This window comes from Pseudoalteromonas sp. LC2018020214 (assembly GCF_016598755.1).
Classification (GTDB): domain Bacteria; phylum Pseudomonadota; class Gammaproteobacteria; order Enterobacterales; family Alteromonadaceae; genus Pseudoalteromonas; species Pseudoalteromonas distincta.
This window is the reverse complement of the sequence record NZ_CP066805.1, coordinates 143545-163425: the sequence shown is the minus strand read 5'-3', so window position 1 is coordinate 163425 and position 19881 is coordinate 143545. Positions and strand designations below refer to the sequence as shown.

General features: G+C 37.7%; 14 protein-coding genes and 1 pseudogene. 6 read left to right on the top strand and 9 right to left on the bottom strand.

Features of this window, described 5'->3' with window-relative positions:
- Positions 1 to 129: 129 nt before the first annotated feature.
- The 6 genes from JG479_RS17220 to JG479_RS17195 all read right to left on the bottom strand — a co-directional run bounded on the left by JG479_RS17220 (position 130) and on the right by JG479_RS17195 (position 7222).
- The gene (locus JG479_RS17220) at positions 130 to 1137 is read right to left on the bottom strand and encodes an isocitrate dehydrogenase (protein ID WP_002960311.1); all 1008 of its coding nucleotides are present in this window, start codon (positions 1135 to 1137) and stop codon (positions 130 to 132) included.
- Between the two features lie 206 nt (positions 1138 to 1343).
- Positions 1344 to 3032, bottom strand: a complete 1689-nt coding sequence (locus tag JG479_RS17215) for a hypothetical protein (RefSeq protein ID WP_200220573.1) — start codon at positions 3030 to 3032, stop codon at positions 1344 to 1346.
- A gap of 11 nt (positions 3033 to 3043) precedes the next feature.
- Positions 3044 to 3427: a DUF3192 domain-containing protein gene (locus JG479_RS17210; RefSeq protein WP_024596929.1), complete on the bottom strand. Its 384-nt coding sequence runs from the start codon at positions 3425 to 3427 to the stop codon at positions 3044 to 3046.
- A gap of 69 nt (positions 3428 to 3496) precedes the next feature.
- The gene (xni, locus tag JG479_RS17205; RefSeq protein WP_002960308.1) at positions 3497 to 4270 is read right to left on the bottom strand and encodes a flap endonuclease Xni; all 774 of its coding nucleotides are present in this window, start codon (positions 4268 to 4270) and stop codon (positions 3497 to 3499) included.
- Positions 4271 to 4280: 10 nt separating this feature from the next.
- Positions 4281 to 5624 carry a nucleotide 5'-monophosphate nucleosidase PpnN gene (ppnN, locus tag JG479_RS17200; protein WP_200220572.1) on the bottom strand — a complete coding sequence of 448 codons (1344 nt, stop codon included), beginning with the start codon at positions 5622 to 5624 and terminating at the stop codon, positions 4281 to 4283.
- Positions 5625 to 5686: 62 nt separating this feature from the next.
- A complete protein-coding gene (locus JG479_RS17195; RefSeq protein WP_200220571.1) occupies positions 5687 to 7222 on the bottom strand; it encodes a GGDEF domain-containing protein in 1536 nt (511 codons plus the stop codon).
- A 204-nt stretch (positions 7223 to 7426) separates the two neighbouring features.
- Here JG479_RS17195 and JG479_RS17190 point away from each other — a divergent pair, with 204 nt between their 5' ends.
- The 3 genes from JG479_RS17190 to JG479_RS17180 all read left to right on the top strand — a co-directional run bounded on the left by JG479_RS17190 (position 7427) and on the right by JG479_RS17180 (position 13755).
- Positions 7427 to 9214 (top strand): M61 family metallopeptidase, encoded by a 1788-nt coding sequence (locus JG479_RS17190; RefSeq protein WP_200220570.1) that lies wholly within the window; start codon positions 7427 to 7429, stop codon positions 9212 to 9214.
- Between the two features lie 180 nt (positions 9215 to 9394).
- Complete coding sequence (locus JG479_RS17185) at positions 9395 to 11485, top strand: bifunctional diguanylate cyclase/phosphodiesterase (RefSeq protein WP_200220569.1); 2091 nt, start codon at positions 9395 to 9397, stop codon at positions 11483 to 11485.
- 98 nt (positions 11486 to 11583) lie between these two features.
- Positions 11584 to 13755 (top strand): S46 family peptidase, encoded by a 2172-nt coding sequence (locus JG479_RS17180; protein ID WP_200220568.1) that lies wholly within the window; start codon positions 11584 to 11586, stop codon positions 13753 to 13755.
- Between the two features lie 134 nt (positions 13756 to 13889).
- Here JG479_RS17180 and JG479_RS17175 read toward each other — a convergent pair whose 3' ends face one another.
- Positions 13890 to 14627, bottom strand: coding sequence for a hypothetical protein (locus tag JG479_RS17175; RefSeq protein WP_002962282.1), 738 nt, complete (start codon positions 14625 to 14627; stop codon positions 13890 to 13892).
- A 365-nt stretch (positions 14628 to 14992) separates the two neighbouring features.
- On the opposite strand from JG479_RS17175, the pseudogene JG479_RS17170 reads away from it, so the two are divergent.
- Both JG479_RS17170 and gntR read left to right on the top strand, forming a co-directional pair.
- Positions 14993 to 16264 (top strand): annotated as a pseudogene (locus tag JG479_RS17170) (O-acetylhomoserine aminocarboxypropyltransferase/cysteine synthase family protein).
- Between the two features lie 225 nt (positions 16265 to 16489).
- Positions 16490 to 17500, top strand: coding sequence for a gluconate operon transcriptional repressor GntR (gntR, locus tag JG479_RS17165; RefSeq protein WP_076924709.1), 1011 nt, complete (start codon positions 16490 to 16492; stop codon positions 17498 to 17500).
- A 109-nt stretch (positions 17501 to 17609) separates the two neighbouring features.
- Here the strand turns inward: gntR and gntU are convergent, their stop codons facing one another.
- A complete protein-coding gene (gene gntU, locus JG479_RS17160; protein ID WP_200220567.1) occupies positions 17610 to 18953 on the bottom strand; it encodes a gluconate transporter in 1344 nt (447 codons plus the stop codon).
- A 150-nt stretch (positions 18954 to 19103) separates the two neighbouring features.
- Here gntU and JG479_RS17155 point away from each other — a divergent pair, with 150 nt between their 5' ends.
- Positions 19104 to 19652 (top strand): gluconokinase, encoded by a 549-nt coding sequence (locus JG479_RS17155; protein ID WP_200220566.1) that lies wholly within the window; start codon positions 19104 to 19106, stop codon positions 19650 to 19652.
- A 40-nt stretch (positions 19653 to 19692) separates the two neighbouring features.
- Here the strand turns inward: JG479_RS17155 and JG479_RS17150 are convergent, their stop codons facing one another.
- Positions 19693 to 19881, bottom strand: a complete 189-nt coding sequence (locus tag JG479_RS17150; protein WP_002960277.1) for a DUF1289 domain-containing protein — start codon at positions 19879 to 19881, stop codon at positions 19693 to 19695.

Below are 19881 nucleotides of genomic sequence, written 5' to 3'. Positions count from 1 at the left end.
CTCAAAATAGATCACTTAATTAAGCGAATTGGTATAACTTGCATAAATACATTAGGTAGTAAACGCAGTTAGCAAACACAAAAAAGCCCGCTAAATTAGCGGGCTATTTAAATTAATAACAAATATTAATTATAAACGGTCAATTACTGATTGAGTGAAATCAGTTGTACCGTGGCTGCCACCTAAATCGCGAGTTGTACGGTCGCCTGATTTAATTACATCAGCAACAGCACTACGAATACGCTCTGCAGTATCGCCCATATTTAAATGCTCAAGCATTTGAATAGACGCTAAAATTACAGATGTTGGGTTAGCAAGGTTTTTGCCAGCAATATCTGGTGCACTACCGTGTACAGCTTCAAAAATTGCTGCGTCTTCACCAATGTTAGCACCAGGTGCCATACCTAAACCGCCAACTAAACCAGCACAAAGGTCAGATAAAATATCACCAAATAAGTTAGTCGTAACAATTACGTCAAACTCTTCAGGTGTCATTACCAGTTTCATACATGTTGCATCAACAATCATTTCATTTGATTCAATTTGTGGGTAACGCTCAGCTACTTCACGTGCTACTTTTAAAAACAAACCAGATGTTGATTTTAAAATGTTAGCTTTATGAACTGCAGTTACTTTTTTACGACCTTCGCGTACGGCTAGCTCGTATGCAAAAGTTACGATTTTTTCTGCGCCTTCACGCGTAATGATCGATTTTGCTTGTGCTTCATTACCGTCTTCACTTACTACTTGGCCAGCACCTGAGTACATACCTTGCGTATTTTCACGAATAGTAATGATATCAATATCGTCGTAACGTGCTTTAGTACCAACAAATGATTTAACTGGACGTACGTTAGCGTATAAACCAAATTGCTTACGAAGTGTTACGTTAATAGATGTAAAACCTTCACCTACAGGCGTAGTTAATGGGCCTTTAAGAGTGATTTTGTTTTTAGCAATTGTATCAACTGTTTCTTGCGGTAATAACTCACCTGTTTTTTCAAGTGCAGCTAGGCCAGCATCAACAAATTCATAATCAAAGTCGCAACCTGCGGCTTTTAATATTTCAAGTGCTGAGTCGATAATGCTCGGACCGATGCCGTCGCCTTTGATCACTGTGATGGTTTGTTTGGCCATTGACTTTTCCTTTAAAGAGTTTGATTTGCACATAAATTATTACTCTGAGAGAGTAACCGCTTGTTAGAACATTTATGTGAACGTGCTTGAAAATTTAAGGGCGCATTTATACCAATTTATTACCCATTTTGCTAGTTTATACAAAAAATACTGGGTATACACGAAAGTTATAATGGGTATAAAGACATAAAATAGCTTCTAATATACTAAATACTATTAAACAACTCGAGAGATTCTAATTGTTGATAAAAATCAGCTTGGTTATGCCACTTGAGTATTTTTAGCTGTTCATTTAACGTTTGCTGCTGCCACGGAGTTAGCGAAAGTTCTGGTTTAAACACATTTTGAGCAACAATTTTAAGTGTAATCCAAAGTTTATGGGCATCAGTTAAGTGCTTTTTAGGTGTTTGCTCTGCCTCTAAGAGTGCTGCAGTCCATGGGTTATCACTCAATAAATGAGTAAGCTGTTGTGTTAGTTGTTCAGTGTTAATTGAATTTACCCCAAAATAGGAGCAGATAGGGGCACTCAATGTTTTATTTGGTGTGTCGTCAATCAGCGTTTTACGAGAAAGTTGTGTACTGCATTGCGTTAATAAAAAATGGGCGTAAGCGTATAAAGGTAAAGTGATGTGCTCAAACTGGTCGTGATCATTTTTACTAACCAATAAAGCTATTATTTTTACTAATCCATTTAATCTGTTAGTCACGTAGGCTTGCAATGGATGTGGGGTAACATTAACTAATTGTTCAAAAACAACCCGTTGAATTATTGCAGGTGCATTATAATAACCGACCATAGATAAACTATGTTTTAAGTCTTTTGCGGGCTGATGTTCTTTATTATATGGTTTTACAGCCTCGCATAAATTAGCAATTACGAGAGGGTGAGGCGCCATCAGCAGGCTTAATCCTTTATAGCTGTATTCGTGCTGTAACTTAATATTACTTATTAGCTCAAGTAAAGATTGTGCCTTATCAACCTCAAGCTCACTTTGTGGTTTTACATGTTCACTGTTAAATACTTTGAAGCTAATGGTTTTATCAGTGCAATGCCATTGTTTTGGATTATCGTTAAGCGTTGCTTTTACTCTGTACCAAGTTAATTTATTTGGATTTGCTGTACTAATTAAAACATGCCGTTGTTGTGCATCAGTTGCTAAATAAATCATGGTTTGCTCAGCGTATAAAACGCGGCTTCCCGGTAATAATGGCCCTAAATGCGCTATTAGTGATTTAATTAATTGCAGTGCGAACAAGTTAGGTGTGCGAATGTACAAATCGGTAAGTGCTTTATATAAGCTAATATGTTTATTAGCCGTGTTGCTCGTAATGTTCATGCTAATAATATTTGCTAAAGCAATTAGCGTTATGCCTCCATCGTAAAGCATTATTTTAGGAGTACTTACCAATGCTTGTTTATACTTATTTAATTTAGCTAGTAACTGCGTAACAGGTTTGGCTGAATCACCACTAGCTAACATTACTTTTGCTGCTAACTGATGACGCATTTTCCAAATTTTTTTATCAGAATCTTGAAAAGGTGTTTGCTCGCAAAGCTTGTTTAATTGCGCTCCAACACATAAATGCTCAATGAGAGTAGCGGTTATGTATAGCTCACTTAAGGCACTATTATAATTTTGAGATTTACACAGGGCAGCAGTTATGACGCTCTGACTAACGACTAAATTTGTTGCATAAGAATAACTTGGGTTATAAAGCGTCAATCGAGATTGTAATGCGAATGGCTGTTTGCTGTAGAGCACTCTATATTGCTCAGCTAGCTTACTTGCCATTGGATATAGAGCTGTCCATTTTTGTTTATTGTTATAATAGCTTAAAAACAGCTGCGTATTATTAAGCAGCTGCTCTAAGGTAGTTGAAACAGCTTCATCCATTAAACCTTCACCTAATTTTGTTCTTGGTATTTATTGTATGCACTCGGACCCCATAAAAACAGCTGCCCATTTTTAAATAATAGGCCAGTACATTCATCCATAGTGGTAATACCGTCAGATGTTTTATGTTGTGTACGATAAAAAACTATCTGAAATACTTGTTCACCATCTCGTTTGGCATAAGTAAGATCGGGGCTGCCTAAGTAATCAAGAACACTATTTAGTGTTGTTGGCTGCTCAAGTGATAGTTTTTCGATGTAACGTTTATTGAAAGCCTCTCGGTCTTGCCAAATCATAGCTTGAGGATCGTCTTTATAAAAGGTAATCACCAATGCAGCTATCAGTGCATATAGCCCTAAACCTAAAATTAAATATCGGATAAATTTTTTCAATATGGCTTACTCTGACTCCGGTAACTAATATCAGTATACGTTTTGTAATGTTTAGAGGCTATTAACTTGCGACTAATTAAGTCTTAACTGCTTTAAACTAAAACCTAAATTTATATCGGTGCGTAAACTAACCAAGTGCTTTGAAATTACGTACATATCCATATTAGCGGCTAACTTTGTTTTAATACTCGGGCTTAGAGACTCATCTTCGGCTGCTTGTTCAATTGAATTATAGTTATTAACTATTTGCTGCGCAGACTTAGTACCTATTCCTTTAACTCCCGGAATATCATTTGTTTTATCGCCCGCTAATGCCCAAAAATCAACGAGTTTATTTTGCTCAACACCAAAACGCTCTTTTATACTTGTCTCATCTAGATAGAGCTTTTTAAAGTAATCGTAAACTGTAATGTAAGGGCCAATATAAGGTAAAAAGCCTTTATCAGTAGAAACAACAGTGCTCGTTATTTGATTATTTGATGCCTTAAAGGCAAGCGTTGCAATAATATCATCAGCTTCATCGTTAATAGGCTCAAATACTACAATACCTGTTTCTTCAATTGCGGCTTTAAAATGCAATAGAGCATCTTTTAATACTTGGGGCATTGGCGCGCGTGAGTGTTTGTAGTCTTTATAAAAATGATAACGCCAGCTTTTGTCACCATCGAACACAGCAATGGCATGGGTTGCATTACTCGTATCTAAAAGCTTTTTACAGGCGTGGGCTACACGTGCACAGCACGTTTGTATCATTTGCTCGTCGCTATGATGTTTTTGATTCGCGTCAACGGCGTAAATGCGCCTAATTAAATTAAGCGCATCAATAAGAAGTAAATGGGGTTTCAAACTATAAAACTCATGCTTTTATTTTGTAACATGGAACATATTTACTACCAGGGAGCTTCATGCGACCTTGAAGAACAAATGCCTGTAATAATTTATCCATATTTGTCATAAGGGCAGGTTCGCCACTTAAAATGTATGGACCGTTTTGTTTAATGGCTCTAACGCCTTCGTCTTTTACATTACCAGCAACAATACCAGAGAAAGCTCTACGCAAATTAGCCGCGAGTAGCTGTTTAGGCTGATCAAGGTGTAAATCTAGACTTGCCATATTTTCATGTGTTGGTGCAAAGGGTTGTTGAAAGTCGTTATCTATTTTTAATGTCCAGTTAAAGTAGTAGGCATCACCTTCACTTTTACGGTAATCACGAACATTAGCCATCGATGACTTTAGTTTTTGACCGACTAATTCAGGATTATCGATAATTACTTCAAACTTATCCAACGCTTCCTTACCAAGTGTCATTTCAACGAACTCGCATAGCTCTTTAAAGTACGCCTCGCTTTGTTTGGGGCCAGTTAAAATAACAGGTAAACATTGTTTAGTATTATCTGGGTGCAACAATATGCCTAATAAATATAACAACTCTTCAGCAGTGCCTGCGCCACCAGGAAAAATGATAATAGCGTGAGCTGTTCTAATAAAAGCTTCAAGGCGTTTTTCAATATCAGGTAAAATAACGAGTTCGTTTACAATAGGATTTGGTGGCTCGGCAGCAATAATGCTTGGCTCTGTTAAACCTAAGTAGCGATTATCGGAGTTACGTTGCTTTGCGTGGCCAATAGTTGCGCCTTTCATTGGGCCTTTCATGGCACCAGGACCACAACCGGTACAAATATTTAATCCACGTAAACCAAGTTCGTAACCTACTTGTTTTGTGTACTTATATTCAACCTCGTTTATTGAATGTCCGCCCCAGCAAACAACCATGTTAGGCTCGCTTTTAACATGTAGTGCACCTGCATTTCTGAGCATATCGAACACCATATGGGTTATGGCTTTTTGCTCTTTTAAATCTTTTTCGTATTTTTGACAAATAAACAAAATATCACGAATAACAGAAAATATATGTTCGTGAATACCGGTAATTATTTCGCCATCAACAAATGCGGTTTCGGGTGGGTTTTCAAGCTCAATTTTAATACCTCGTTCGCGGCTTACTAAACGAATATCAAAATCTTTGTATTTGTCGTATATATCGTTACTGTCGTCGGTATGGCTACCTACATTAAGCACTGCTAGTACGCAGTTTCTAAATAATTTATAACGCTCACTAGCAGACGATTGCTCTAATAAATCAACTTCTAATTGCGACAGTAAATCTAAAACACCAGTTGGGTTTAACTGTATTAACATAGACGTGCTCCTACTACTAAATCGTAAAACTACTTGTCATAAAAGTTATAATAGCTATGACATTATTTACTGGTACAAAGTCTATCTCGCCCTGAATTTTTGGCTTCGTAAAGTGCATCATCAGCTCTATCAAATGCCTTTAATAGGGTATCGCCTTTTTTAAATTGAGTTGCACCTACCGAAATAGTGATCTCAATTTGTTTTTCTCTAAATTTAAAAGGTATATTTTTAATTACCTTTCTTACTTTATCCAGGGGTAATGTTGCGTTTTCTAGCGACACACCTGGCATTAATAGTACAAATTCTTCACCGCCATAACGCGCTATAAAATCAGACTTTCTTACCGATTTTTGCAACGCTTTTGATATAACTTGTAAGGTAATATCACCTGCGGTGTGGCCAAATCTATCATTGATAGATTTAAAGTGGTCAACATCAATAACTGCAAGCGTAACATCTGATGGCTGCACATTAAACAAATGCATTTCGTGATTGTAACGTTCGTCAAATGCAGCCCGGTTAGGCAGTTTTGTAAGCCCATCTAGTAAGCTTTTAAAGCGCTGTTCATTTAAGCGTTTTTTATACGTTGTTAACTTATCTTCTAAAGTAACAATTCGAGTATTTATTTCATTAAAGCTAGCGCTAAGCATTTCTCTGTCTTTTCGTTCTAACTTTTCTTTTGCTATAAAATCTTCGTTTATTGATTTTAATTCGTTATCTACGAGTTCTTTTAAAGATGAGATTGATGTAGCTTTTTGCGTTTGCTCATTAAGATTTTTTATTTTTAGTTCAATGCTTTTATTAAGTGAGTCAAACTCAACCTCCATAGACTCAGAGTGCTTGCTAGTTGAGACGATAGAGTTATGAAGATCTTCGAGGGTTTGATTTAATGAAACTAAAAAGCTTTGCGCGGATTTACGCTCTTTACTTATATTTTTTACCACTACATCAATAATACTAATTGCAACATCGAGTAATGTATCGATTGAGTCACTTTCTGTAATATTATTTTTTATATTATTAATTTGTAGCGTAGCTTCTTCTTCAAGTATAAGTTCATTAGCGAGCTCAAGCAGTTTTTTTGCACGCGCCTGTTTTACTGGGCGCTGCTGATCAACTTGAGGGTCTTGTTTGGTAAGCAATGCTTCATGATAAAAGCTAATAAGTTGATCAAGTAGCGGAATGTAACCATGAGTTGAATGAACGTTATTAATCTCTTGATCGAGTAAATTTCTTAGAGTCCTACGAGTATCGTCAGGTAAACCTTTGGTTTTTTGTAATTGTTTACCGGCACTTTGCACAGTGTTGTATAAATTACGTTGCTGAGCTTGTTGAATCGATTCTTGCTTTTTAAGTAGGACTAAAGTTTCACTAATAAGGGGAGCAAGGTTTTCAAAACTCATGCCTTTATTAAGCGCACTTCTAAATTTGGCGAGGCGATTATCTAACTCGATATCTAGTCCTTTACAGCTCAACGATAGTTTAGCTGTAAAGTCACATAGAACATCTACTTGATGTTTACGAGCACTCTCAACAGCCATACGCGCATCAATTGCTTGTTTTAGCTTTTTATCTGTTGCGTTAGATCTTTGTGACACCTAAGCATACCGCCATCAAATTAATTTCATTATCTTCAGTTTACAACAAATTTTTATTATGTGTAGTTATCTAGTAAAAAACTTAGAAATTTTAATAAGCTACTACTTATAAACTCGTATATAGGGTCATTTATCGTATTTAATTCACTTTTAAATAGGGGCTTGTTAGTCTTGTAAGCAATTAAGTTTCCACTAAGAGTCTCTATGAAAAAGTTATTAGCCCTTTCAATTTTAGCTGCATGTTCTGCACCTGTATTTGCCGATGTAAATTATTCTTTAGAAATTTCGCAGCCACAGCATCATTTAGGTGATGTAAGTGTTGAATTTCCAAAAACAGCGCAAGCACATCTTGATATAAAACTTCCTGCATGGCGAACGGGTCGCTATGAAATGCTAAACCTTGCCAATGGCATTCGTTACTTCAAAGCTAAAGATGAAGATGGCAAAGAGTTAAAATGGGAAAAAATTGATCACAGTACATGGCGTGTACACCTTAATGAGCCAACCGAAGTTAATATTGACTACCAGGTGTATGCAAATGAGCTTGGTAAGCGCGCTCGCCACATTGACGACAGCCATGCATTTATAGATGCATCCGGCTTTTTTATGTTTAGTGAATCATTTCGCCAAGAGCCAGTAACCGTTAATTTAGAGGTGCCTAAAAAGTGGCGCTCTGTATCGGGTATGGATAATTTAAAAGGCAAAAATTCATTTAAAGCAGCAGATTACGACGTGCTTGTTGATTCACCAATTGAAACGGGTATTAACCAACTACACACATTTGAAGTAGATGGCCGTGAATACGATTTAGTTATATGGGGCGACGGTAACTACGATGTAGAGCAAATGCTTACCGATCTTAAAAAATTAGTTGCTACTGGTAATGTAATTTGGGATGGCTATCCATATGAACGTTATGTATTTATGGTTCATGCTACGTCGGGTGCTGGTGGTGCAACAGAGCATTTAAACTCAACAATTATTCAACGTCCACGCGATAGATTTGGTAGCCGCGAAGATTACCTAGCCTTTATTAGCACCGCTGCGCATGAGTTTGTTCATACGTGGAATGTTAAAGCATACCGCCCTCAAGGTTTAGTGCCGTACGATTACACTAATATGAATTACTCTAAACTGCTTTGGATTGCAGAGGGTTCAACAAGTTATTTTGAAGATCATTTAATGGTTCGCTCTGGTATTGAAACCACAGATGAATTTTTTAAAGTGATGAGTAAAACCATTAATCGTCATTTACAAACACCGGGCCGTGAAGTGCAAAGCGCAAGCGAAACAAGCTTTGATAAATGGATTAACCAAGGTGGCGATCATGCACGTAACTACAGCACTAATATTTATTCAGAAGGTTCATTACTTTCATTAGTTTTAGATATCGACTTGCTAGAAAAAAGCCAAGGTAAAATAAGCTATCGCGACGTGCACAAAGCACTTTATAACAATCATAAAATGCCAGCTGGTTTTACAGATATAGATGTACTTAATATCTTAAAAGATTTAACAGGGCGTGATTACTCAAGCTGGTGGCAAGAAAATGTTGAGTCGCCTGCAAGTATTAACTTTGACGACTTACTTACTAAAGTAGGCTTGAAATTTGAACGTCCTGAAAAAGCAAAAGCGCTTGCAAGTATTGATGCTACTGCTAAAAACACAGGCGAGTTACTTACGTTAAGTTACGTTCGCCGTGGTGGCAGTGCGTGGAAAGCAGGTTTAACTACCGATGATAAAATTGTCGCTATAAACAAACATCACGTAGGTAAAGATTTAAAAACCAGCTTAGAAACGTTTAAAGCAGGCGATAAAGTAACCATTGACTATCTTCGTCGCGATGCTCTTGAAAGCTTAACATTAATATTATCAGAAGATTTTGATAAGCCTAAAAAAGTAGTTGCTGATAAAGAGGCAACGCCTGAGCAAAAAGCACTATTCAAAGCATGGATTGGCGTGGAACATCCAAATGATGTGACAAAAAAATAAATTCAGTTTTTATAGCGTTTAAATATAGTTAACAATTATTAAAAAAGAGCTTCGGCTCTTTTTTTGTTTTGTATAATGGCGTATATAATGTACATGGAAATTTAATATTAAAATTAAATTTAATTATTATTTAGTATTTCTCTATTATTAAATAAAATTATTTATGGATATAGCCTCAAAATGAAATTAGATAACCCGACTTCAAACTTAACCCATCAATTTGTAATTAACGACTATTTGCATCAGTTATTTGATGCGGTAAATGTTATTTCTGTTCAAGGTTATGACAATGAACGTCGTGTTATTTATTGGAATGAAGGCAGTGAGCGACTTTATGGATATACCAAAGAAGAAGCCATAGGACAAAAAATAGAAGACCTTATAATTCCAGAGCCAATGTGTGAGTTAGTTATTAACGCACATAGTGATTGGGTAAAAAAAGATATAGAAATTCCAGCATCTGAAATTATCTTACAAGACAAAGATGGAAACAATGTATCGGTTTTTTCCAGCCATGTTATGTTTACAAATCAATATAATACAAAACAAATGTACTGTATTGATATTGATTTATCTGAGGTTAAAAAGGCACAAGCAGATGCGTCATTTAATGAGCATATGCTAAAAACTATTTTTGGAGCAATTCCTGACTTATTTTTCTTGATGGAAAATGATGGAACTATCCTAGAGTATCATGCGAGCAATGAAACCGATCTCTACACCAAGCCAAAGCAATTTATTGGTAAAAAAATGGGTGATGTACTCCCTCAAGATGTAGCCAAAAAATTTGAAACCTATATCAGCCTTGTATTAGAAAAAGAGCAGATGATGAGCTTTAAATACGAGCTAGCTTTGCCCCATGGGCTCGTTTTTTTTGAAGCAAGAATAAATAAAATACCAGAACATAACCAGTTAATGGTTATTATTCGAGATATTACAGAACAGCATAAATCAGATGAAATAATTAGACATCAAGCGTATTACGATAGTCTAACTTTACTCCCAAATCGTTTTTTAGCACTTGATCGTTTGTCGCAATTACTTATTGAAGCACAAAGAAATAACGAGAAAGCGGCAGTACTGTTTTTGGATTTAGATGATTTTAAAAAAATAAATGACTCTTTAGGTCATGAAACAGGAGACAAACTTTTAATTGAATCAGCGCAAAGGCTGCAAGAGGCACTGCGAAAAGACGACACGGTAGGGCGCCTAGGTGGAGATGAGTTTATCGTGTTACTACGAGGTATAACTGATCACCATGCAGCGCTAAAAATTACTGAAAAACTGGTCAATAACTTTAGAGCCCCTTTTAAGATTGAGGGCCGGGAACACATACTAACAGCAAGTATTGGTGTAGCCATATACCCAGAAAATGGTACAACCGTTGCTGATTTATTACGAAATGCTGACACTGCAATGTATCAAGCAAAATCATATGGTCGTAATACTTATTCATTTTTTACTAAAAAGATGAACGTAATTATTCAGCGCCGACTAGTAATAGAAGAGCAGATGCGTGGCGCCCTTGAGCGTAATGAATTTGAGTTATTCTACCAGCCCCAATTTGACGCCAAAAATAAACACATAATTGGCGCAGAAGCGTTATTACGCTGGCATAACCCTGTGCTAGGTAATGTAACACCCGATGAGTTTATACCTATTGCCGAAAATACAGGATTAATTGTACCTATTGGTAAGTTTGTAATTAGCCAAGCATTACACTTTTTAGACACATGGCAAAGTACCTGTAAACGCCAACAAAAATACACCATGGCTGTTAACTTATCTCCTCGCCAATTTAGAGACGTAGGGTTGCTCAGTTTTATTCAAAACTCATTGAGTGAAGCAAACGTAAACCCCGAAAGTTTAGAGCTTGAAATAACTGAGGGAGTATTGATGAGTTGCCACACTAATGTTGTTGATATACTGACTGAAATTACTGCATTAGGCATTAACTTATCAATGGATGACTTTGGTACAGGTTATTCATCATTAAGTTATTTGAGAGAATACCCTTTTAATGTACTTAAAATAGATAGAAGTTTTATTGACGGTATTGTACTAAACAATGAAGATTGTAATCTCGTAAAGGCAATTATTGCTATGTCGCACAGCTTAGGACTGACAGTGGTAGCCGAAGGTGTAGAAACAAAAGAGCAGCATACTTTATTGAACGAATTGGGTTGTGATTTTATGCAAGGCTTCTATTTTAGTAAACCAATACCAGCAAAACAGTTTCTTGATTTTTCGATGAATTTTGATAAAAAGTAAGATTAAACACTCGATTGTAACAATTCATTGCACGGCTATTGACCTTATTGTCCCATCGCGAGTAACCTGTTATAGAAACAAATAAAAAGGATTCTATAATGCGTTTAAAACCTCTTGTAGCTACATTAGTAGCCACATTTTCTTTATCACTTTCAAGTAGTGCCATAGCCGACGAAGGCATGTGGCAACCACACCAACTTCCAGAGTTAGAATCAATTTTAAAAGCCAAAGGGCTTGAAATTGATGTTGAATCTATTTCTAAATTAACCGAATTCCCAATGAATGCGGTAATTAGCCTAGGTGGTTGTACAGCATCGTTTGTATCGCCTAAGGGTTTAGTTGTGTCAAACCATCACTGTGTTTATGGCTCGGTACAATACAACTCAACGCCTGAGAACAATATTTTAGAAAATGGCTTTTTAGCTAAAAGTCCTGCTGAGGATTTACCTGCAGCGCCGGGCTCACGCGTCTATGTAACAAAAACGGTTACCAACGTAACAGATGAAGTAATTAAAGGTACTAACGAGCTAACAGCAAAAGCACGCTACGACGCACTCGAAAAAAATGAAAAAGCGCTAGTAGCCCAATGTGAAGCCGACGAAAGCTATCGTTGTAACGTGTATTCGTTTCATGGTGGTTTAGAGTTTTACCTAATTAAGTCACTTGAAATTAAAGACGTACGCTTAACTTATGCTCCGGCAATGGGCGTAGGTAAATACGGCGGCGATATAGATAACTGGATGTGGCCGCGCCATACTGGCGACTTTGGTTTTTACCGCGCTTATGTAGGCAAAGATGGAAAACCTGCAGAGTACAGCGAAGACAACGTACCTTACGTACCTGACTCTTACCTAAAAGTAAGTGCCAAAGGCGTGCAAGAAGGCGACTTTGTAATGGTTACAGGCTACCCAGGGCGTACTAACCGCTACCGCATTGCAACAGAGGTAGATAACGTATTTAATGACAGCTACCCTAAAGCACGCGTTCATAACTCAAAATACGTGTCGCTTATTGAAGAAAACTCAGAAGACGGCAGTAAAGCGCGTATTGCTTACGAAAGCACCATTGCAGGTTATAACAACTATATTAAAAACTATGGTTCGATGATCGAAAGCTTCAAAAAAGGCACTATGCTTGAGCGCAAAAAACAGTTTGAGCAAGAGTTAACACAATGGATCAATAGTGATGGTGAGCGTAAAGAACAATACGGAAGCGTATTAGGTGAGCTATCTGAGCTAATTGCGCAATCACAAGAGCACAGTGAACGCGACCGCATGTTAGGTTATGTACATCGCTCACAAATGATCAGTACAGCACGACGTTTATACCGCCTAGCTTACGAAAAACAACAGCCAAATAGCGAACGTGAATCTGGTTATCAAGAACGTGACTTACCTCGCATTAAAGCAGGGCTTGAGCGCATGACGCGCCGTTATGATAGCAAAGTAGATAAAGCTATTTTACTGCACTTTTTAGAGCTGTATGCAGCACTTCCAAAAGAAGAGCGCTTTAGCGAGGTTGATAACGTATTTAAAGTACAAAATGGGTTTGATAAAGCAACCCAAAGCGCGTTACTTGATAGCATGTATGAACAGTCAAGACTCGATAATGCCACTGTTCGCAATTCATTATTTGAACAATCGTTTAGCCAGCTAAATCAAAGCCAAGACCCATTTGTGCAGTACGCTAAAGCAATATTTAAAATAATGAAAGCAGAGGAAGATAAATCAAAAGCACTTGCAGGTAAATTACAAGCCGCTCGCCCAGAGCTAATGAGCGCAATCATTGCGTTTAACAAAGCTAAAAACAAACCTGTATACGCCGATGCCAATAGCACATTACGAGTAACCTATGGCACCGTAGGCGGCTACTCACCTCAAGATGGCTTGGTAGCAACACCGTTTACATCGCTTGAAGGATTACTAGCTAAAAATACTGATGTTGACCCATTTAATGCACCTAAAAAGCTACAAGAGCAAATTAAAGCCAAGCTTTACGGTGATTACACGGGTGGCATGAATACAGTACCAGTAAACTTTTTATCAAATGTAGACACTACCGGTGGTAACTCAGGTTCGCCAACACTTAACGGTAAAGCAGAGCTTGTAGGCTTACTGTTCGACGGTGTTTACGAAAGTATTATTGGTGACTGGGATTACAACCCTGAGCTTAATCGCTCAATCCACGTTGATTCGCGCTACATGCTGTGGGTAATGGATAAAGTAGATAATGCACAAAACTTGTTATACGAAATGACAATCGTAAAATAAGTAATTAGTTGGATAAGAGAAGGGCGCTTACCGTAAAGGAAGCGCCTTTTTTGTTGATGTTTGATTCGTTTATTTATGACTGCTAAGTGCCAATTGCGGACACTCATAACCTTAGTCACTTGTATGGTTGTATTTTATAGGAAGTGTAAGATTAACCTCCCAATTGAGTTCACTAAATCTCGGCTATAACTTGCTAGCCATTTATTGGACTCATTATCAAAATGTGAATCACTAAAACCATTTCTTGAGTTGCCAATGGCACTTGTAAGCGTTGATATGCTTGTAACCATATTCTGAGGAAATGGACCAATCGCATTTAGTTTTACAGTGATATCATCTCGCACAACTTTTGATAAAGGAATTAATTCACTTAAGTGAGAGCTTTGCGGTAAATGCTTGTGCACATAAGCTTTATATAAACCCTCTAGGCACGTATACGATAATGTCATCGAGTGATTATAATTTTTCTGGTCAATAACACTATCTATTTTTTTTAGGAGGGTATTTAACTTTTCAGAATTCCAGTTATCTTGAGGCAACACCACTTGAGGTACAGGATTACCAGAACCAAAAAGATATGATTTGAGCTCATCAGTTTCAAAAGGGAAATGAGGAGAAATAATATCTATAAACGTTCTAAATACCTCTAATCTAACAGAGTCATCTAAACCGTCTAAAATATCCCAATAAAAGTCTTTTCTAGAAGTACTGAGACCTCGATTGTTTCTTTCTTTGATATATAGAGAATAACCAGGCTGTCCTTGGTCATACTGCTGAATAACTTTAATGAAGTCACCACCACTATGATACGCAGGTGTGTCTTTTTTATCTAAAAGTAAGAAAAGCCGACTAAATGCGGCGAGCCAATTCATGATGATACATCCTTATACAACTAACAGCTTATTGAACGCCATTTTGGTGGTTTATAACACACCACAATGGCGTATATTACATACCATGATAATTTCACCAATAATTACCTTTGTAAACAAGTAATTAAAATAGCTAGGAATTAAGCATGTTATTTTGCCCAAAACGGCGTTTAATAATCTTATCGGATAAAATTAGGTTCCTACTCAAAAAAGCGGGAATAAATTTAACTTTTCCAGTGTCCGGTTATCGCTCTTATCCGCCTTCAACTTAAATCAAATCACCTCAACATCTTTTAATATATTTCATGTGCATTTTATAACCAAGAAATGCTAGGTTAGTGGTAAATTAATTGAAGGAAATAATTATGAAATTAGAGTCATTAGCACTGCACCACGGTTACGAATCTGAGGCTACGACCAAATCGGCAGCCGTGCCTATTTATCACACTTCTTCTTATACATTTGACAATACGCAGCATGGCGCTGATTTATTCGATTTAAAAGTACCTGGAAATATTTACACCCGCATAATGAACCCAACAAATGCCGTACTTGAACAACGTATTGCTGCAATGGAAGGGGGTATTGGTGGGCTGGCTGTTGCCTCTGGGATGGCCGCTATTACGTATGCTATTCAATGATTGTGTGAAGTCGGTACTAATATTGTAAGCACCAGCCAAGTATATGGTGGCACGTATAACTTATTTGCTCATACACTACCTAGGCAAGGTATTGAAGCGCGCATGATTAAAGCCGATGACTTTACCGCGTTCGAGAATGCAATTGACGACAACACCCGTGCTGTTTTTTGTGAATCTATTGGTAACCCGGCAGGTAATATTGTTGATATTGAACGTTTAGCACGTATTGCACACAGCAAAGGTGTGCCGCTTATTGTTGATAATACCGTGGCTACGCCGTATTTATGCCGCCCATTTGAGCTAGGCGCCGATATAGTGGTTCACTCGCTGACAAAGTATATAAACGGGCACGGTACTGCCATTGGCGGCATGATTGTCGACTCAGGAAAATTTGATTGGAAAGCGAATGCCACGCGCTTTGCAATGATGAACGAGCCCGATCCGTCGTATCACAATGTGGTTTATACCGAAGCTTTTGCTGAAGCTGCATTTATTGGACGTTGTAGAGTAGTGCCACTTAGAAATACTGGCGCAGCGCTTGCGCCTAAAAACGCATCTGACATTTTAATTGGCCTTGAAACGTTAGGCTTAAGAATGGATCGCCACTGCGAAAATGCACAGCAGCTAGCTGAGTATTTAGAAAATCATCCAAAAGTGCTTTGGGTTAATTACGCAGGGCTTAAATCAAGCCCGTATAACGAAATGAGCCAAAAAATTACCAGTGGTAAAGCATCGGGTATTTTAAGCTTTGGTATTGCTGGTGGCCTAGAAGCAGGTACTCGTTTTATTGATGCGCTAAACATGATTTTACGCTTAGTTAATATTGGCGATGCCAAGTCGCTTGCGTGTCATCCTGCGTCAACTACACACCGCCAATTAAATGATGAAGAGCTTGCTAATGCGGGTGTAAGTCGCGATTTAATCCGTTTGTCAGTCGGTATTGAAAACATTGCTGACATAATTGCCGATGTAAGCCAAGCGCTCGATAAGGCTTAAAATTAAATTATTTAGAAATGCTTGTTCAACTTTACTGTAAATACAGTATCGTTGGTTAAAAAGGTTTAGGTTTTCTAAACCTTTTTAACCAATCATTTAGCAACAGTTTAAATACAGGCGGTAGGCTAAATATTTATTATTTTAACTTAAATAAAAATGGCTAAAAGTAGTGATTTTTCACAATAGTTGGTATGTTACAAGTAACATTTTATTTAATTGTGTGTGATGAAAAAAAACAAACGTTCTTCTCTTCAAGATATTGCCGATGCGGTTGGTGTAACCAAAATGACGGTGAGTCGTTATTTACGTAATCCTGAAAAAGTATCAGAGTCTACTCGCACTAAAATTAGTGCAGCTATTGATACGCTAGGTTACATTGCAAATAAAGCCCCTGATTTACTCTCTAATGCTAAAAGCTACTCTATTGGTGTACTAGTTCCATCGTTAACGAATCACGTGTTTGCTCAAGTTATAAGAGGTATTGAAGATGTAACAGGGCCTGCAGGATATCAAACAATGTTGGCCCATTATGGTTACAACCCTGAAATTGAAGAAAAACGGGTTGAGTATTTATTGTCGTACCACGTTGATGGTTTAATTTTATCAGAAACCACACACACGGACAGAACGCTAAAAATGATTGAAATGTCAGGTGTACCTGTGATTGAAATAATGGATACTCATCACTCTCCTATGCAGCAAGCGGTTGGTTTTGATAACGTTAAAGCCGCTTTTGATATGACGACGGCACTTTTAAATAAAGGCTATCGCAATATTGTTTATATAGGTGCAAGGCTCGATGTACGAACACGCCTAAAATTTCAAGGTTATTCAGATGCTATGTTAGCTAAAGGCTTTACGCCTAAAAGTGTGATGACTGATCAAGCTTCATCTTATAGTTTAGGCGCTGAACTTTTACAAAAAGCGCGTACTGACTACCCAAATACTGACTGTTTGTTTTGTACTAATGATGATTTAGCAATTGGGGCTATTTTTGAGTGCCAGCGAAATAATATTTTAGTGCCTAGCCAAATGGGGGTTGTGGGTTTTCATGGTCATGATATTGGCCAAGCAATGGTGCCTCAATTAGCAAGTGTGATCACCCCTCGTTATCAGATAGGTAATGTTGCGGGAAGAGAGTTGTTGAGCCGGATTAATTCCGATTTGGATACTAGCATGAATTATAAGCAAGTAATTGATACTGGTTATATAGTTCATCTAGGTGAGAGTGTTTAAATACTTAAATTACCTGAGCCTAATTACCTGAGCCTAATTACCTGAGCCTAAATAACAAAAGGCTCAGGTAATTTTTATATGTGTGATGATAACTCTACATACTGTAATTTTACAAAAACAGAGAAATAATCATAGCGACAAGTGCGCCAACAGTACCAATAATGGTTTCCATAATTGTCCATGTTTTAAGAGTTTGCATTTCGCTCAAACCGAGATAGCGACTCGCTAACCAAAATCCTGAGTCGTTTACATGGGAGAGCACAATAGAGCCCCCACCAATAGCGATGGTAACAGCGGCAAGCTGCGCTCCATCAAGGCCTAAAGGCTGAAGCATTGGAATAATTAAGCCACACGCTGTAAGCATAGCTACTGTCGCAGAGCCTTGAATGACCCGCACAGCGGCTGATAATACAAAAGCGAGTATTACAATCGGTAAGCCTGAGCCAGCTAAGTAATTACCCAGTGCCGTACCTACTCCTGAATCAACTAATACTTGTTTAAATACCCCACCGGCACCAGTGACAAGAATAATAATTCCCGCAGGTTGTAAGGCACTACCACAAATTTCCATGATTCTAGCATTAGGGACACCGCGCCTTGCGCCGAGCAAATAAAATGCCATTAGGCAGGCAACTAAAATTGCAGTAAATGGATGACCTATAAAGGCTAACCAATTATATAAATCAGAGTCTTTTTCAACAAAGCGACTACCAATAGTATTCAAACTAATCATAATTAATGGCAAAGCAATCAAACCTAATGCTAATCCAAAACTAGGTGTGCCTTTACCAACTCTTTGGTTATCGTCGATTTGTTCGTGCTGTGGGAGTTCTACATGAATAGATTTAGAAATAATAGAGCCCCAAATTGGACCTCCTATAATCATTGCCGGTATGGCAGCAATAAGGCCAAATAAAATCATATAACCATAGTCAGCGCCTAATTGAGAGGCAACCAAAATCGGCCCTGGCGCAGGAATAAGAAACGCCTGACAAGACGCTATACCAGCAAGTAGCCCAATACCAATTTTAACAACGCTACCACCGCCTTTTCGTACCACAGCAAAAACAATACCGATTAAAAGTACAACGGCTACATCAAAAAAGAGGGGGAGGGCACAAATAAAGCCCGTAAAGGTAAGCGCCCAATTAGCGTTCTTTTCTCCAAAACGGTGTAAAAGTGTGTGGGCAATGCGATCCAGCGCGCCGGTTTCTTCCATTACTTTGCCGAACATGGCGCCTAAAGCGACCACCACCGCTACAAAGCCTAGTGTTCCGGCCATTCCTTTTTGAATTGTAGCGGCAATCATTTCAGGGTTCATTCCTGAGAATAATCCTGCAATCATAGAAACAAGGATTAAAGAGACGACAGCATGTAGTCGTACTTTCATTACTAAAAAAAGCAATAAAAATATGGAGCCTACCGCTGTTAGTATTAATGATAAATCTGACATTTTTCCCTACTTATATTCAGTGTGAATTATGATGTTTAGTGTGTGTTTAACTTCACTTTCGTATTTGTTACGCGTAACATGTTACCCGTAACTCAATATAATATATACATTGAAAATAATTAATTATTAAATTAAGGCGAGGGTAAATACATGAGTAACACAAATGTAGGTCGTATTTATATTGTAATGGGGGTTTCAAGCACAGGAAAGTCAAGTGTGGGTGATGCATTAGCAAAGCGCATTGGCGCTAAATTTATCGACGGAGACGACTTACATCCCAAGGCTAATATATTAAAGATGTCATCTGGGCAGCCTTTAAATGATGCTGATCGTGTGCCTTGGCTAGAAAGAATACGTGATGCTGCATTTAGCATTGAAAAGAAAAATGAAGTTGCGGTAATAGTCTGCTCAGCATTAAAAAAGAAATACCGAGAACAAATATGTGATGGAAATACAGGCATTACCTTTTTACATCTTTTTGGTGATTTTGAGCTGGTTAAAAGCCGTATGCAGGACAGAAAAGGGCATTTTATGCCTGTTGATTTACTCAAAAGCCAATTTGAAGCGCTAGAAGTTCCAAAAGAAGATGAGCCCAATGTTATAAATATAGATATTAATAACTCATTTGAGCAAGTAGTCGAAAGCTGTATTAGCGCAACTAAAATGAATAGCAACAACAAGCAAAAAGTTTTTAGTTAATCAGTTAACTGTTACTTTTAACATTTAGGGGCTTTATTTGTTATGAGTTAGCGTCTGCTCGCGGTGTTTCTAAAATCGCTTTTTTTTCATCTTCAGATAATATTATCCAATCAAAAATTTCTTCGTTGGTACGCCCACAACCGGTGCAGTAACCGCTGCGCCTTTCGCATATTCCTAGGCAATCAGTTTTAAATTTAGACGGTTTTTTGTTTTGATTTAATTGGCGCAT